At 51.3% G+C, this 16,292-nt stretch carries 12 protein-coding genes; 8 read left to right on the top strand and 4 right to left on the bottom strand.

What is annotated here, in order from left to right; all coding sequences use genetic code 11:
• Positions 1 to 13: 13 nt before the first annotated feature.
• From sucA to sucD, 4 genes are all read left to right on the top strand, one after another.
• Positions 14 to 2,824: a 2-oxoglutarate dehydrogenase E1 component gene (gene sucA, locus C7A19_RS08120; protein ID WP_116644669.1), complete on the top strand. Its 2,811-nt coding sequence runs from the start codon at positions 14 to 16 to the stop codon at positions 2,822 to 2,824.
• A gap of 28 nt (positions 2,825 to 2,852) precedes the next feature.
• Entirely contained in the window at positions 2,853 to 4,061 is a 1,209-nt protein-coding gene (odhB, locus tag C7A19_RS08115; RefSeq protein ID WP_116644668.1) for a 2-oxoglutarate dehydrogenase complex dihydrolipoyllysine-residue succinyltransferase, read from the top strand.
• 105 nt (positions 4,062 to 4,166) lie between these two features.
• A complete protein-coding gene (sucC, locus tag C7A19_RS08110) occupies positions 4,167 to 5,333 on the top strand; it encodes an ADP-forming succinate--CoA ligase subunit beta (RefSeq protein WP_069361414.1) in 1,167 nt (388 codons plus the stop codon).
• Between the two features lie 2 nt (positions 5,334 to 5,335).
• On the top strand, positions 5,336 to 6,208 hold the full coding sequence (gene sucD, locus C7A19_RS08105) for a succinate--CoA ligase subunit alpha (protein WP_046073551.1): 873 nt from the start codon (positions 5,336 to 5,338) through the stop codon (positions 6,206 to 6,208).
• Between the two features lie 70 nt (positions 6,209 to 6,278).
• Here the strand turns inward: sucD and znuB are convergent, their stop codons facing one another.
• Together znuB and znuC are read right to left on the bottom strand one after the other, a co-directional pair.
• Positions 6,279 to 7,070 carry a zinc ABC transporter permease subunit ZnuB gene (znuB, locus tag C7A19_RS08100; RefSeq protein WP_069361415.1) on the bottom strand — a complete coding sequence of 264 codons (792 nt, stop codon included), beginning with the start codon at positions 7,068 to 7,070 and terminating at the stop codon, positions 6,279 to 6,281.
• Positions 7,063 to 7,827 carry a zinc ABC transporter ATP-binding protein ZnuC gene (gene znuC / locus C7A19_RS08095; protein ID WP_069361416.1) on the bottom strand — a complete coding sequence of 255 codons (765 nt, stop codon included), beginning with the start codon at positions 7,825 to 7,827 and terminating at the stop codon, positions 7,063 to 7,065. The genes znuB and znuC overlap by 8 nt, the downstream gene beginning before the upstream one ends.
• An 80-nt stretch (positions 7,828 to 7,907) precedes the next feature.
• Between znuC and znuA the strand changes: the two genes are divergently transcribed.
• The 3 genes from znuA to C7A19_RS08080 all read left to right on the top strand — a co-directional run bounded on the left by znuA (position 7,908) and on the right by C7A19_RS08080 (position 12,953).
• A complete protein-coding gene (gene znuA, locus C7A19_RS08090; RefSeq protein WP_116644667.1) occupies positions 7,908 to 8,804 on the top strand; it encodes a zinc ABC transporter substrate-binding protein ZnuA in 897 nt (298 codons plus the stop codon).
• Positions 8,788 to 10,122: a murein DD-endopeptidase MepM gene (gene mepM / locus C7A19_RS08085; protein ID WP_116644666.1), complete on the top strand. Its 1,335-nt coding sequence runs from the start codon at positions 8,788 to 8,790 to the stop codon at positions 10,120 to 10,122. The genes znuA and mepM overlap by 17 nt, the downstream gene beginning before the upstream one ends.
• 134 nt (positions 10,123 to 10,256) lie before the next feature.
• Positions 10,257 to 12,953 carry an AraC family transcriptional regulator gene (locus tag C7A19_RS08080; RefSeq protein ID WP_162300259.1) on the top strand — a complete coding sequence of 899 codons (2,697 nt, stop codon included), beginning with the start codon at positions 10,257 to 10,259 and terminating at the stop codon, positions 12,951 to 12,953.
• A 302-nt stretch (positions 12,954 to 13,255) separates the two neighbouring features.
• Here C7A19_RS08080 and C7A19_RS08075 read toward each other — a convergent pair whose 3' ends face one another.
• A complete protein-coding gene (locus C7A19_RS08075; protein ID WP_116644664.1) occupies positions 13,256 to 13,684 on the bottom strand; it encodes an HIT domain-containing protein in 429 nt (142 codons plus the stop codon).
• 165 nt (positions 13,685 to 13,849) lie between these two features.
• Between C7A19_RS08075 and C7A19_RS08070 the strand changes: the two genes are divergently transcribed.
• On the top strand, positions 13,850 to 14,455 hold the full coding sequence (locus C7A19_RS08070) for a DUF924 family protein (RefSeq protein ID WP_077608041.1): 606 nt from the start codon (positions 13,850 to 13,852) through the stop codon (positions 14,453 to 14,455).
• Positions 14,456 to 14,528: 73 nt separating this feature from the next.
• Here C7A19_RS08070 and argS read toward each other — a convergent pair whose 3' ends face one another.
• Complete coding sequence (gene argS, locus C7A19_RS08065; RefSeq protein WP_116644663.1) at positions 14,529 to 16,259, bottom strand: arginine--tRNA ligase; 1,731 nt, start codon at positions 16,257 to 16,259, stop codon at positions 14,529 to 14,531.
• Positions 16,260 to 16,292: the final 33 nt, after the last annotated feature.

Below are 16,292 nucleotides of genomic sequence, written 5' to 3'. Positions count from 1 at the left end.
TTAAGGGATAACAATGCAAAATGGCGTGATGAAGGCTTGGATAGAGTCTTCTCATTTGGCTGGCGCCAATGCAACGTACGTAGAAGATCTCTACGAAATGTACCTCAGTGACCCGGAGTTAGTTGATCAAGAATGGAGAGCGGTCTTCGACCAGCTACCAGTGGTGAGTGACACCGCGGTAGAACAACCCCACTCTCGTGTTCGTGATTACTTTCGACGCTTAGCTACCGATACATCGCGTGCAAGTGCTTCAGTCAATGATCCAGACGTAGACGCGAAACAAGTTAAAGTTCTCCAACTGATTAATGCTTTCCGTTTCCGCGGCCACCAACAGGCCAGCCTAGATCCGCTCGGACTATGGAAACGTAAACCCGTACCAGATCTGTCGCCTGCTTTTCACTCTCTTAATGAGCAGGACTTCAACGAAACCTTCAACGTCGGCTCATTTGCGATTGGTAAAGACAATATGCAATTGGGTGAGCTGTATGATGCACTTGAAAAGACCTATTGTGGGTCGATCGGTGCAGAATACATGCACATTACCGATACCGAAGAAAAGCGCTGGATCCAAGGTCGCCTGGAGTCTGTGGTTGGACAGCCGCAGTTTACCGAGCAAGAGAAACTGACCTTTTTGGAAGAGCTCACCGCAGCTGAAGGCCTCGAACGTTATCTGGGGGCCAAATTCCCCGGCGCTAAGCGGTTCTCTCTTGAGGGCGGTGATTCGCTGATCCCGATGCTGAAAGAGCTGATTCGCCACGCAGGTAGCGAAGGCGCACGAGAAGTCGTGGTCGGTATGGCTCACCGTGGCCGTCTCAACGTGCTGGTGAATGTGCTAGGCAAAAAACCCTCTGAGTTGTTCGACGAGTTCGCGGGTAAGCAAGACGATACCTGGGGCACGGGCGATGTGAAGTATCACCAGGGCTTTTCATCTGACTTCGCGACACCGGGCGGTGATGTGCACCTTGCCTTGGCGTTTAACCCTTCACACCTTGAAATTGTCAATCCAGTGGTGATGGGGTCTGTGCGTGCTCGTCAAGACCGATTAGAAGACAATACTGGGTCGAGTGTCCTCCCGATCACCATCCACGGTGATGCGTCTATTGCTGGGCAAGGGGTGGTACAAGAGACCTTCAACATGTCGCAAGCGCGAGGCTTCCAAGTCGGCGGCACTGTGCGCATCGTGGTCAATAACCAAATTGGGTTTACCACGTCGAATCCGGCTGATTCACGCTCGACGCAATACTGTACAGATATCGCTAAGATGGTGCAGGCGCCTATTTTCCACGTCAATGCCGACGATCCCGAAGCGGTGGCTTTTGTCTCGCGCTTGGCACTCGATTTTCGCAATGAGTTTAAGCGTGATGTGGTCATTGATTTGGTTTGTTACCGTCGCCACGGCCACAACGAAGCGGATGAGCCCAATGCGACTCAGCCGATGATGTACCAAAAGATCAAAAAGCATCCCACTCCGCGTAAGCTGTATGCTGATGTATTGGATCAACAAGGTGTCGCTAACCTCGAAAAAGCCACGGAGATGATCAATGAGTATCGTGATCTTCTCGACAGTGGTGAGTGCGTGGTGAAAGAGTGGCGACCCATGGTGTTGCATTCTGTCGACTGGACGCCTTATCTAGGCCACGATTGGACGGTAGAGTGGGCCAATAAGTTCGATGCTAAGCGCCTGAAAGAACTGGGCCATCGTATTTGCCAACTGCCAGACAGTCATAAGCTCCACAGCCGTGTTGCCAAGCTCTACAAAGATCGCAAAGCGATGGTAGAAGGCGAAAAGATGGTTGATTGGGGGATGGCTGAGACCCTTGCTTATGCCACCTTGGTCGATGATGGCAAACGTATCCGGATTACGGGTCAAGATTCAGGCCGCGGTACCTTCTTCCACCGTCATGCGGTGCTTCATAATCAAGAAGATGGCAGCACGTATTTGCCACTTGCGAATATCCATGACAAACAAGGGCCATTCGAGATCTTCGATTCCGTGTTATCGGAAGAAGCGGTACTGGCATTTGAGTACGGTTACGCAACGGCAGAGCCAGGCGGTTTAACCGTGTGGGAAGCGCAGTTTGGTGATTTCGGCAATGGTGCGCAAGTAGTGATTGACCAGTTCATCAGTTCCGGTGAACAAAAATGGCGCCGGATGTGTGGCCTGACCATGCTGCTTCCTCATGGCTATGAAGGGCAGGGACCTGAGCACTCGTCAGCACGTTTGGAGCGTTACTTGCAACTGTGTGCTGAGCAAAACATGCAAGTCGTTGTGCCATCGAGCCCCGCGCAGGTCTACCATATGTTGCGTCGGCAAGTGGTGCGCCCCATGCGTCGTCCTTTGATCGTGATGTCACCCAAATCGCTGTTACGTCACCCACTGTGTGTGTCTAACTTGGAAGATCTGACCGAGGGCGACTTCATGCCTGCCATTGGCGAGATGGATGACCTTGAGCCAAGCAAAGTGAAACGCGTGGTGATGTGCTCGGGCAAAGTCTATTATGATTTGCTACAAGCACGCCGAGAGCAAGAGATTGATAATGTTGCCATTATCCGTATTGAGCAGCTTTATCCATTCCCTCTAGAAGCGGTAAAAAATGCGATTGCGCCTTATAGCAATGCGAAAGACTTTGTATGGTGTCAAGAAGAGCCACAAAACCAAGGGGCGTGGTACAGCAGCCAGCACAACTTCCGTGCAGCCTTACCCAAAGATGCCACGTTAACCTATGCCGGACGCTCGGCATCGGCATCACCTGCGGTAGGTTATATGTCTGTACACCAGAAACAACAAAAAGCGTTAGTTCAAGACGCTCTGACCCTAAAGTAAGAACTAGAACATTAAGGATAAATACGATATGACAATCGACATTCTGGTTCCCGATTTACCCGAATCTGTGGCTGACGCAACCATTGCCACATGGCACAAACAGCCAGGTGACTCGGTAACCCGTGACGAAGTACTGGTTGATATTGAAACAGATAAGGTCGTGCTGGAAGTGCCTGCCCCTGCTGATGGGGTGTTGGAGTCCATCATTGAAGATGAAGGGTCAACCGTATTAGCGAAACAGGCCATCGCTAAGATCAAAGAAGGTGCTGTCGCAGGTGAGCCAACCAAAGACGTTCCTGCACAATCAGAGTCTTCACCTGATAAGCGCCATACGGCTTCTCTTGAGGAGGAGACGAACGACGCGTTAAGTCCCGCGGTACGTCGTTTGCTCGCGGAGCATGATCTCTCAGCAGACGCAGTGAAAGGCACAGGCGTGGGTGGACGCATTACGCGAGAAGATGTTGAAGCACACCTTAAGAGCCAGCCAGAGCAGAGTGAGCAAAAAGCACAAAGCCAAGACGTGCCACCGGTGGCGGAACGCGGCGAGAAGCGTGTGCCAATGACGCGTCTGCGTAAGCGTGTCGCTGAGCGCTTGTTAGAAGCGAAAAACAGTACCGCGATGCTCACCACGTTCAACGAAGTGAACATGAAGCCAATCATGGATCTGCGTAAGCAATACCGTGACAGCTTCGAAGAGCGTCACGATATTCGCCTCGGCTTTATGTCTTTCTATGTCAAAGCGGTGGTAGAGGCCTTGAAGCGTTACCCAGAAGTCAACGCGTCCATCGATGGTGATGATATCGTTTATCATAACTATTTTGATGTCAGCATGGCGGTATCCACACCACGTGGCTTGGTCACACCAGTGCTGCGCGATTGCGACAAGCTGGGCTTTGCGGATATTGAAAAGGGCATTCGCGATTTGGCGATTAAAGGCCGTGATGGCAAGCTCACCGTTGATGAACTGACAGGCGGTAACTTCACGCTCACCAATGGCGGTGTGTTTGGCTCATTAATGTCAACGCCGATCATTAACCCTCCTCAAGCAGCCATTCTTGGCATGCACAAGATCCAAGACCGCCCGATGGCGGTGGATGGCAAGGTCGAAATCTTGCCGATGATGTACCTCGCGCTTTCTTATGATCACCGTTTGATTGACGGTCGTGAATCGGTAGGCTTCTTGGTGACCATCAAAGAACTTCTAGAAGACCCAACACGTCTGCTTCTGGACGTTTAATGGCGTTTCCCCGTGTTGGCGGGGGCGTCATTTTGAGGGGACGGAGGTCCCCTCACTTGGAAAGCAAAAAGACACAATAATGGACACTAACACGGATAGAACATCATGAATCTGCACGAATATCAGTCAAAGCAGCTGTTCGCTGAATATGGTCTACCAGTTTCAGAGGGCTATGCTTGCGATACTCCACAAGAAGCTGCCGAAGCAGCCGATAAAATTGGCGGAAACAAATGGGTAGTAAAATGCCAAGTCCACGCCGGTGGCCGTGGTAAAGCGGGTGGTGTAAAACTGGCCAACTCCAAAGAAGAAATCCGCGAGTTTGCGCAACAATGGCTAGGTAAAAACCTGGTGACCTTTCAAACCGACGAAAACGGTCAACCCGTAAGCAAAATTTTGGTTGAGTCATGCACTGATATTGCCAAAGAGCTTTATCTGGGTGCGGTTGTCGATCGCGGCTCTCGTCGTGTTGTCTTTATGGCATCGACTGAAGGCGGTGTTGAAATCGAGAAGGTGGCGGAAGAAACCCCTGAGCTAATCCATAAAGCATCGATCGATCCGCTCGTGGGTCCTCAGCCATACCAGGGCCGTCAACTGGCGTTTAAATTGGGCCTAGAAGGTGAACAAATTAAGCAGTTTACCAAAATCTTTGTGGGTATCGGCCAGCTATTTTTGGATAAAGATATCGCATTGGTTGAGGTTAACCCTCTGGTTATTACTGACCAAGGTAACTTGCACTGCTTGGATGCGAAATTGGCCATTGATAGCAACGCTGTTTATCGCCAGCCAAAGGTACGTGCAATGCACGACCCGAGCCAAGATGATGAGCGAGAGGCCCACGCCGCACAGTGGGAGCTTAACTATGTTGCGCTCGACGGCAACATTGGCTGCATGGTTAACGGCGCGGGCTTGGCCATGGGCACCATGGACATTGTTAATTTACACGGTGGCAGCCCAGCTAACTTCCTCGATGTGGGCGGTGGCGCGACCAAAGAGCGCGTAACAGAAGCGTTTAAAATCATTCTGTCTGACAGCAACGTCAAGGCTGTCTTGGTGAATATCTTCGGCGGTATTGTGCGCTGCGATCTTATCGCAGATGGCATCATTGGTGCGGTCGAAGAAGTTGGCGTTAAAGTTCCTGTGGTGGTTCGCCTCGAGGGAAATAATGCTGATGTCGGTGCCAAGAAACTGGCCGATAGTGGTTTGAATATCATTGCGGCAACATCGCTAACCGAAGCCGCTCAAAAAGTCGTTGCTGCCGCGGAGGGTAAATAACAATGTCAGTGCTGATTAATAAAGATACCAAGGTGATCTGCCAAGGTTTTACAGGTGGACAAGGTACGTTTCATTCAGAGCAAGCGATTGAGTATGGAACACAAATGGTCGGCGGTGTATCACCGGGTAAAGGCGGTACGACGCACCTAGGTTTGCCGGTGTTTAACACGGTGGCCGATGCGGTCGAGGCGACAGGTGCGACCGCATCAGTGATTTATGTCCCTGCCCCTTTCTGTAAAGACGCGATCCTAGAAGCGATCGATGCCGGTATCGAGCTGATTGTATGTATTACCGAAGGTATCCCAACGCTGGATATGCTGGAAGTAAAAGTGAAGCTAGATCAAGCAGGCGTGCGGATGATTGGCCCTAACTGTCCAGGTGTGATCACCCCGGATGAGTCTAAGATCGGCATTATGCCAGGCCACATTCATCAGTCTGGCAAAGTGGGTATTGTGTCACGCTCAGGCACATTGACCTATGAAGCCGTCAAACAAACCACTGACGAAGGCTTTGGCCAGTCTACCTGTGTCGGCATTGGTGGGGACCCTATCCCAGGCTCAAACTTTATCGACATTTTAGAAATGTTCGAAAAGGATCCGGCGACCGAGGCGATCGTGATGATCGGTGAGATTGGCGGGACAGCAGAAGAGGAAGCGGCGGCTTACATTAAAGCCAATGTGACCAAGCCCGTTGTGGCTTATATTGCTGGGGTAACGGCACCTCCAGGTAAGCGCATGGGTCATGCGGGAGCAATTATTTCTGGTGGTAAAGGAACCGCAGACGATAAATTTGCTGCCCTAGAAGCAGCGGGCGTTACGACCGTTAAAAGCCTGGCTGATATTGGTAAAGCATTGCGCGAAAAAACAAGCTGGTAAGCCAGACAAGGTAATCGCATCAATTAAAGCCGCTCTGATGAGCGGCTTTGTTATGCAATCAACTTTGTTGTTATGAGTTTGAACGACTGGGTAGTAGTTGAGCCAACATAAAGACACTGGCTGCTGCCACCACCACAGACGGGCCTGCAGGCGTGTCATAAAACCAAGAGCCTGCCATGCCTAGCATCACTGCAGCCATCCCAATGAGACTAGCAAACGAGGCCATTTGCTCTGGGGTTGACGCGATGCGCCGTGCCGTTGCCGCCGGGATGATTAACATGGAGGTAATAATCAATGCCCCGACAAATTTCATCGCCAGCGCAATCACCAAGCCAATGAGTAGCATCAATAACAGCCGCAGCTTTTCTACCGCAATACCTTCTACCTTGGCAAGCTCTTCGCTGACGGTCATCGATAGCAGTTGCTCCCAGTAATAGGCCAACACCCCCAGTGTTAGGCAGGCACCGATCGCTAACCATGTAAGATCAGCAAACGAGACCGCCAACAGGTCGCCAAACAAATAAGCCATGAGATCGACGCGCATATTGTCTAAAAAACTCACCGAGACCAGCCCCAGTGACAGGGCACTGTGAGCCAATATACCGAGCAAGGTATCAGTAGAGACCAGATGTTGGCGCTGTAGTCCCACCAATAAAACCGCTAGGAGTAAACAGGTGATCACGAGTGCGAGGTTTAAGTCGATTTGTAGCAAAAAGCCTAACGCTAACCCGAGCAGTGAGGCGTGAGCGAGGGTATCGCCAAAGTACGCCATCCGCCGCCAGACCACAAATGAGCCCAAAGGGCCGGCAATGGCGGCGATCAATAAGCCGCCCATGATAGGGGCAAGTAAGAACTCAATCATGATGATGCTCTTGGTGTTCGCAGCTTACAGGTTGCCCTGCAAGATCATGTTTATGATGATGATGGTGGTGGTAGAGCGCAAGTTGCTCACTGGTTTGGCGACCAAACATTGCCACATAAGAAGGGTGCTGCGAGATAGCATCGGGCTCACCGGAGCAGCAGACATGATGCTGCAAACAAATCACTTCATCGGTTTTGGCCATGACTAAATGCAAGTCATGTGAGACCATGAGTACTGCGCACCCAAGGCTATCGCGCAACTGGCTAATCAGGCTATACATCTCCAACTGACCACTGACATCAACCCCTTGTACTGGTTCATCTAACACGAGCACATCAGGGTGCTTTAAAATCGCGCGGGCGAGCAGCACGCGTTGGGTTTCACCGCCAGAGAGAGTATGCATATTCGCATATTGCAAGGATTCGGCATTGACTGTTTGTAGCGCGTGGCTAATCTGCGCATTGGTATAACGTGTGCCGAGACGAATAAAGCGATCAACCGTGAGTGGCAGGGTTTGATTCAACTGCAACTTCTGAGGCACATAACCGATTTTTACGTCTCGGGCTATCTGTACTTTGCCAGCGCTCGGCTTAACTAAACCGATCAGTGCTTTAACAAGCGTTGATTTTCCTGCGCCATTGGGGCCAATTAGCGTGGTAATTTGCCCACGCTTTAGTTGCATTGAAACCTTGTCCAGCACATGGCGGCCATTGAAGGTCACCGTCACCGCATCGAGCGAGACTAGCGAGTCAGTCATAGTGAAAAAAGCATTGTGAATTAGAATTGTTATATTATAACATTTATCGCCAGTGAGAAAACATAAGAATGAGAGGAAAGATGACTGCGCGTATTATTGGGGTATTTATTGCACTACTACTGGCATTGCCCGCGCAAGCCACTTCGGTAATGACATCGGTCAAGCCATTACAGCTGATCGCGGCAGGGCTTGTGACACAAGACGATACCGTCGATGTGTTGTTGCCGCCGGGAGCGTCACCGCATAGCTATGCCCTAAAGCCATCGGACATACGCGGTTTAAACCAAGCGGATGTGATGGTTTGGGTGGGACCCGAGCTAGAGCTTTTTCTGTCTAAATTGTTGGAAGATAAACCGTCGGTATTGACCTTGACGCAGGTCGAGAATATGCCTTTGCGCCATTTTGATGGCGGGCACCATCATCATCATGGTCACGATCATGGCGAGCACAATATTGACCCGCACCTTTGGTTGGGACCAAAAACGACCCGAGTCGCGGCGCAAGCCATTACAGACGCACTGATTGAGGCCGCGCCTGATAAAGCAGAGCAATATCAGGCCAACCTGACTCGCTTTAATGAACAGCTTGATCAAACCGTTGCCGATATTCAGCAAGATCTCGCCAGCCGTATTCAATCAGGGTATTTTGTCTTCCATGATGCCTATGGTTATTTTGAGGATGCTTTTGGCCTCGAAAAAACAGGCCATTTTACGGTTGATCCCAGTCAAAAGCCTGGGGCGAAAACCCTGGTGACGATTCGCCGAGGTTTGCTTAATCATGATGCGACCTGTATCTTCACTGAGCCGCAGTTTAATCCCGCACTGATTGATGCTGTGACACGACATAATGACGTCAGTGTACTTGCCTTAGATCCATTGGCGACATCCATTCCGGTAGCGCCTGATAGCTATCAGGTGTTTTTAAAAGATTTAGGAAATCGTTTCACACGTTGTTTAAAGCATGAAACTACTGACTAACTGGCTCGCTGTGACAGCCAGACTTCCTCGCCAGCACAAGCTGGCCCTTGCGTCATTATCTCTTTTGGTTGGCGCTGCCCTCATGTGGCAGCCCCATCCTTTTTCTCCCAAAGAACGGCAACCGTTGCCGGCGGTCAATCAACACCAAGCGCCGGCGACAGTGGATCACAGTGAACCGATTGAGCAAAGCATGGATGCAAACGATCCTGCTTTGAGTGTGCCTGAAGACGCACTCGAGCAAGACATCACATCTGAGGCGCCCCGTGTTCATCATCACACCGTCGCGGCAGGGGATACACTCGGCGAGATTTTCTCACAGTATGGTCTGTCTATCGGTCAGCTTTACCAAATGCTGGATGTGAACGATAAAGCTGGCGATATTCGCCGCGGACAAAAAATGGAATGGCAAGTTGACGAGGAAGGTCGACTGCTGACGTTCACCGTTTATCAATCGATTAAATACCGCGACTATTACCAGTTCGAACAAGGTACCGTTGACTATCAGCGCTTGGAAACCAAAGGCGAGTTTGAGAGTGTGACCTTGATAGGACGGGTGAACAGTAGCTTTTATCAGCAGGCGCGCCAAGCTGGGCTCACACCTAATCAGATTCAAAATCTGGTCTCGGCGTTACAGTGGCGTTTTGACTTTGGACGTCAATCTCGTCGCGGCGATCAGTTTGCGGTACAAGTAAACAGAGAGTTCATCGACAATAAACCCGTGTCATCGGGTAAGGTCACGGCCATGCTCTACAAATCGGGAGGTCGAGACATTTTTGTCTATCGTCATCATGATGGACGCTTTTATGATCAGCAAGGGCAGAGTCTGGATCGCGCGCTCCGTCGTTATCCCACCGCGAAGCGCTATCGTATTAGCTCATCGTTCAACCCACATCGTAAACACCCGATCACCGGGCGTATTTCACCGCATAATGGCACTGACTTCGCGACGCCAGTCGGTACCTCAGTATTGGCCGCCGGTGATGGTGTTGTCGTTAAAGCACGCAAACATCGGTTAGCAGGTAATTACGTGGTGATCAAACACGGGCGTGAGTATTCTACCCGATACTTACATTTAAACCGGATTTTAGTGAAGCCGGGCGATCATGTGTCGATGGGGCAGAGAATTGGTTTGAGTGGTAATACCGGTCGCTCAACGGGGCCTCATCTTCATTTCGAATTGCTCAAATATGGCCACCCAGTCAATGCGATGAAGGTGCCGCTGCCTGAAGCGCACCCGGTTCCTAATGACGAGCGTAGGGCGTTTCAGCGTCAAGCTAAACGTGCCCATCAGGCGTTGGCGCAGCGATTAAATGGGTAATGAGTGTCAATTATGTGAGGCCTAGCTCACATTTAGGGTTGCAGGGTTTTATTTAGAGGCAGGTCGCACGACACTACGTCACTGAATCCTGCAACCTGTCTCTCTTCTCGTACATGAAACGCCAATGTCTCTGTTTGTTATGGCTGGCTCTCATCTTTCCTTGCCTACCTTTGCAGGCGCATGATGCGTTGCTCTCATCGTTTCAGTCATACGGCGGTCTTAATGGCCTCGGTGATGTCCGTGATGTGGCGGTGCAGTCATCTGGCGGTATGTGGCTGTTGGATAACCAAGGACGCATTCATTTTTTTGATGGCCATCAGCGCCATCCACTCAACGATGCCCTGACCTTGCCTGATGAAAAGATACTGACCATTGCGTATGCTCACCAGGCGCTTTGGATGGCAGGGAGAGAACATGTTTATCGTTTCCAGCCAAGTACCAATACGCTTACCGCTTTCCCATTGCCCGATGCCGTTGCCCAGACGCGCACTGATTCTGCGCCTCACCCCCGCCAATCGCCACGACTGGCGACGATCAATAATACGCTATGGCACATTCAAAGCGGCCAGATAAGCGTCTATCAACGGGAAGATAAGGCATTTCACGTGTGGCGAACGGGTCCGTGGCGTGCTGATAACGTTTGGTTCACTGCGGGCCATCGACTATTTGCGGTCGGGACAAGCTTATACCAACTCAGTGACGCGGGTGTGCGTCAACTGACACGCTTTTCTACGCCGATTACAGCGATCACGGCGAAACAAGACAGAGCCTGGATCAGTACCGAAAAGCGTGTTTATCTACTAGCATTGTCGGGCGATCAAGTAAAAGCACAACACGTGTTGAATACTCGTGGAGGCTACCAAAGAATGACGGTCGGCTCGGGCGGGTTGTGGGCCGCTAATCACAATGGGTTATTTCGACTTTCCCTCGATGGCGTCGCGACGCCGGCTTGGCAGCCAGGCGATCAGCGCATTGCTGGCCAAAGCATCACGTTTTTATGGGCAGATTTTGAGGGGGGAATTTGGTTTTCAACCGATCAGGCGACACGTTATCGTGCGCCGGGCCAGCGTTGGATCACGCATCAACACCGCGTCTTTCCCAGCGTGTTTACCCATGGTTTTATGGCGCAAAGTAACCCTTGGGCGCTAGAGGGGGACAGTTGGCGCGATTTAAGTGGGTATCGCACTCTACCGTCGCCCTCGGTCGTACCAAGCGACAAATACCTCAGTGCTACCCGAGACGCTCAGCGCCTTTGGTGGTCAACACCGTCAGGTACGCAAGGGATTAATACGCTAACAGGGGCAAGCATCGTCATCCCCGATCGGTTGGCAACCTTGCCCGCTGAGCATTTATATACTGATGCCGAGGGCACAATCTGGTTATCGGTTGACGACCAGGTGATGCGCTATTGGCCGGACACACAGACGTTGGTTAGTTATGGCACACGATGGCAGACTCATCACGCGGGTAAGGTGTTAGGCTTTTACGATGATGGTCGCGGCAGTGTTTGGATCCGTGATCAGCATGGGTTAACACGGTATCGAGAGGGGCAGTTTAAGTCGATACCTTTGGCAAAAGACCGGCTGCCTGTGCAGGATATGTATACCGATGAACGAGGTCGTTTATGGTTCACCAGTGCGCGCGGTGTATATCAATACGATCCTAGCGCTGCAGACGCCGCATCATTGGTTTATTTATCGCTACCCGATGAGCGATTCCACTGTGTCACGGGTAACCGCGATGGCATATGGGCCTACAGTAACCAAGCATTGGTACACATTGCTCCGCGAGGGTTTGTGCGCACATTTCGTCTCCCCTCTGAGGCAGAAAAAGTAGCCTGTTACGCGACCCAAGCCCATCAGCTCACGCTGCTGGCAGGGGATTATATCTACCAGGTAGATACTGACCAATTGGCGTTTTCTTTGCGTAAACCGCCAAACGTCGTGATTGGCGCTGTTTGGCAGCAACGTAAGCGTTGGCGTATTGGCCCTCGACAGCAAACGGCGGTGACATTACTCGAGCAAAGCCCCGCCTATCTCGCGTGGGGGAGTTGGCCACCAGAACGACAAGTGACACGCGTACATTATCAGCTCGTGCCTTATCAGCACGCTGGGCAGCCAATGGCTGATAAACTGGCTGCTTGGCAGCAAACCGGTAGTGATACGATTTCCTTGGCCAATATGGTGGGCGGGCACTATCAATTACGTATTGCTATCCCGCGTGATGGCGCCTCCCATACTGTGTTAGACATCTCTGTCTCTCTGCCTCTATTGCCTCACATTATCAATGGCATGGTCCTGGCCTGCTTTGTGAGCCTGGTGCTTGCGGCTGTCATCTTAGCCTTGAGACAACGTCACTTGTCGGCGGTGCACATAGACACATCGAGCGTGCCCACATCTGGGTCGCGGGATGACATCTCAGCTACCACATATCCTCTTGGATGTGAATCGCCCTCATCACTGGCGCTGGATTCAGACCAAGCCAATCAGCGGTGGGCCGCCGAGTTTGAGAATGTTATCGCGGCCAGGTACCAAGATCCTGACTTTTCAATGGCTCAGATAGCCGGCGCGTTAGCGATGTCAGAGCGTAATTTGCAACGTAAGTGTCGACAGTATTTTGGTGTGACAGTGACCTCTTATGTGACGCAGAAACGGCTGAGTGATGCCGCTACGCGCTTGCAGCATGGCCATGCCGTGGCGGATGTGGCTGAAGCTTGTGGCTATCGCGATCCGGCCTATTTTAGCCAACGGTTTAAAAGCTACTTTGGTGTTAGTCCCTCGCATTATCGATGCGCGACGACTGATGTGACCGTGGCAGATATCGATGACTAGCGCCGGTGTGAAACCTCAGGTAACGAAATACGTGTAAAAGAAAACGTGGCATAACCGGGGAGCCATGCCACGGGTGTCAACGACACCTTCGCTTGCTGCCGAGGGCGGGGAACCACCCTGGTAAAAAAGGGGCTGGTCAGACGTGTTCTCCCTTAACCAGTGACGTCAATATACCCTAATGTGAGCGGGTATTGTTATGACGAAACCGCCAATCTTATTTTGATAGGTATGCGGTTAACCTATTGATAAATAATTACTTATGCCGTTTTTCTTTTGGTTTTGACGAAAATAACGAAGTGCACTTACGTCTTGATGACTAATCCACTGGCGGCGAGGGTCTCTCTCAGCTGGTCGATAAGGGGCTGGGTTTGTTCTCGAGGACGATGCCCCACTTGTAGGTGGCCCCAAATCGGATTTGGCCATACCGGATCCGTTTTAAACCGAGCAACATGATGGAGATGGAGCTGGGGAACCAGGTTGCCAATCGCGGCGATATTGAGCTTGTCAGGGTAAAATAAACGCTCAAGACAGCGCGCGACTATGGCTGACTCTTGCCACAGCGATTGCTGCTCAGTATCGTCAAGGTGGTGAATTTCTTCGATATCCCGCTTACGTGGGATCAGCAAAAGCCATGGACCAATATCGGCATGCGCAAGCCGTAACTGACAAAGTGGGAAATCACCGACATACGCGCTATCGGCGGCTAATCGTGAGTGGAGAACAAAGGACATATAAACTCCTGATTGAAATGCGAGTGCTTAGCTTACATCACAACTTGCTTTTGGGTCACAAACTCCTCACCGAATAGGCGGATTCGCCTCATAAGAAACAAAAAGCAAGTACGCTTAACACAATGTTGAAAGCTAAATGTGTCGACGAATGCGAGAGGAGGTGGCATGCACTATCAAGACGTCCTAGCTTTTTGGTTTGGCGACGAGCGTAGTGAGTCGGTTCCTTCGTCCGCCGCGCAGGCACGATGGTTTGGCGGTCGCCAAGACGTTGATGATGCGATTCGCGAGCGATTCCAATCTTGGGTCAGTGCCGCTGGCGCGGGCACATTAAATGACTGGGCCCAGATCCCAGAGGGGCGTTTGGCATTGATTATTCTGCTCGATCAATTCCCCCGAAACTTATATCGCGGGTTGGCAGCCGCCTATCGATATGATGCCTTGGCGTTGGCGCTATGTAAGGCAGGGCTGGCGAAAGGCGACGACCAAGCCTTAACGCCGCTTCAGCGGGTGTTCTTCTATCTCCCCTTAGAGCATGCTGAAGAAGAAACAGACCAAGAAGAAGCATTGTTTCGGTTTGATCAACTGCGTCAGCAAGTGAGTGGGGAGGCAACGGCTTGGTTCCAACAATGCTTTGATTATGCACGCCAACATTACGACATCATCGCCACCTTTGGTCGATTTCCTCATCGCAATGCGGTGATGGGACGGTTATCGACCCCCGAGGAACGGTTATGGCTTAGCGAAACGGATCAGCATTTTGGTCAGGGATAAAAAAGCGCCCACTTGCAACAAGTGGGCGCAGCGCTTCTGTGCTTATCCGAACAACACAGATAAGCCAACCTGGTTACATGCGCTCTAGCGTGTCGATCCCCAACAGATCTAAGCCTTGCTTGATGGTCTTGGCCGTCAATGCCGCCATTCTGAGGCGGCTTTGGCGAGTGTCCCCTTCAGAAAGCAAGATAGGGCACGCTTCGTAGAAGCTGGAGAATAAACCAGCCAGCTCAAACAGATAGCTACACATCAGGTGAGGTTGACCCTCGAGCGCCACCGATTTAACCGCTTCTTCAAACTGAAGCAGTTTGGCGACCAGCGCTTTTTCTTTCTCATGCTCAATCAGCATTTCACCGTCGAGCGCATCACGGTCAACCCCAGACTTGGCAAAGACTGACGCCACACGGGTATAGGCATACTGCATATAAGGGGCGGTGTTGCCCTCGAAGGCCAGCATGTGATCCCAGTCGAAGATATAGTCTGTGGTACGATGCTTTGACAGATCGGCATATTTGACGGCTGCCATCGCCACCGTGGTTGAGATATCGCGCTGCGTCTCAGCATCCATCTCAGGATTTTTCTCAGCGATCAGCGCTTTAGCACGTGTTTCTGCTTCATCGAGTAAGTCAGCAAGACGAACGGTGCCACCTGAGCGTGTCTTAAAGGGTTTACCGTCTTTGCCGAGCATCATGCCAAAAGCGTGGTGCTCAAGGCTGACCGAGTCCGGCACATAGCCAGCTTTGCGTACAATGGTCCACGCTTGCATCAGGTGCTGGTGCTGGCGTGAGTCAATAAAGTAGAGCACACGGTCGGCATTGAACTGCTCGTAGCGATATTTAGCGCAAGCAATATCCGTGGTGGTATACAAATAGCCACCATCACGTTTTTGGATGATCACACCCATTGGCTCGCCGTCTTTGTTTTTGTACTCGTCGAGAAAGACAACTTGCGCGCCATCGTCTTCTACGGCAATCCCTTTGGCTTTTAAGTCTTCAACAATACCGGGCAGCATATCGTTATACAGACTTTCACCCATCACGTCTTTATTGCTCAATGAGACATTCAGGCGATCATAGTTACGTTGGTTTTGCTCCAACGTCACTTTCACCAGTTTTTCCCACTTTTCTTTGCAATAGGCATCGCCGCGCTGCAGGCGAACCACGTAGTCGCGCGCTGTTGCAGCAAAGGCGTCATCTTCATCGTAACGGGCTTTGGATTCACGATAGAAGTTTTCGATATCGCCAAGCTCCATGGAAATATCGTCACCGCGTGACTCGTGTAATTCTAAGTTGGCAATGAGCATGCCGAACTGGGTTCCCCAGTCACCTAGGTGGTTGGCGCGGGTGACGTTGTGACCCAAAAACTCCAGTGTGCGTACGACAGCATCACCAATAATGGTGGAGCGAAGGTGGCCAACGTGCATTTCTTTTGCCACGTTGGGGGCTGAATAGTCCACCACAATATTTTGTGTGTCTTGTTTGTCGACACCGAGGCGTGCGTCCGACAGGGCGGCATCGGCTTGCTTTGCCAACCACTGATCATTCAAAAAGATATTGATAAACCCAGGACCAGCGATTTCTGTTTTACTCGCCACATCACCTAAATCGAGGGCGTCCAACACTTTCTGGGCAAATTCACGGGGATTTGTACCGAGCTTTTTGGCTGCGCCCATCACACCATTGGCTTGATAGTCACCAAATTGTGGCTTCGCAGACTGACGCACTGCCGCTGGCGTGCCCTCAGGCGCACCCGCCGCAACCATCGCGGCAGACACTTTTTCGTTAAGAAGACTTTGAATATTCACTTGCTTACCTTTACTACTAGCCGGGCTGATTAT

Source organism: Salinivibrio sp. HTSP (genome assembly GCF_003390965.1).
Taxonomy (GTDB): domain Bacteria; phylum Pseudomonadota; class Gammaproteobacteria; order Enterobacterales; family Vibrionaceae; genus Salinivibrio; species Salinivibrio kushneri.
This window is presented reverse-complemented; position numbering and strand designations above follow the sequence as displayed.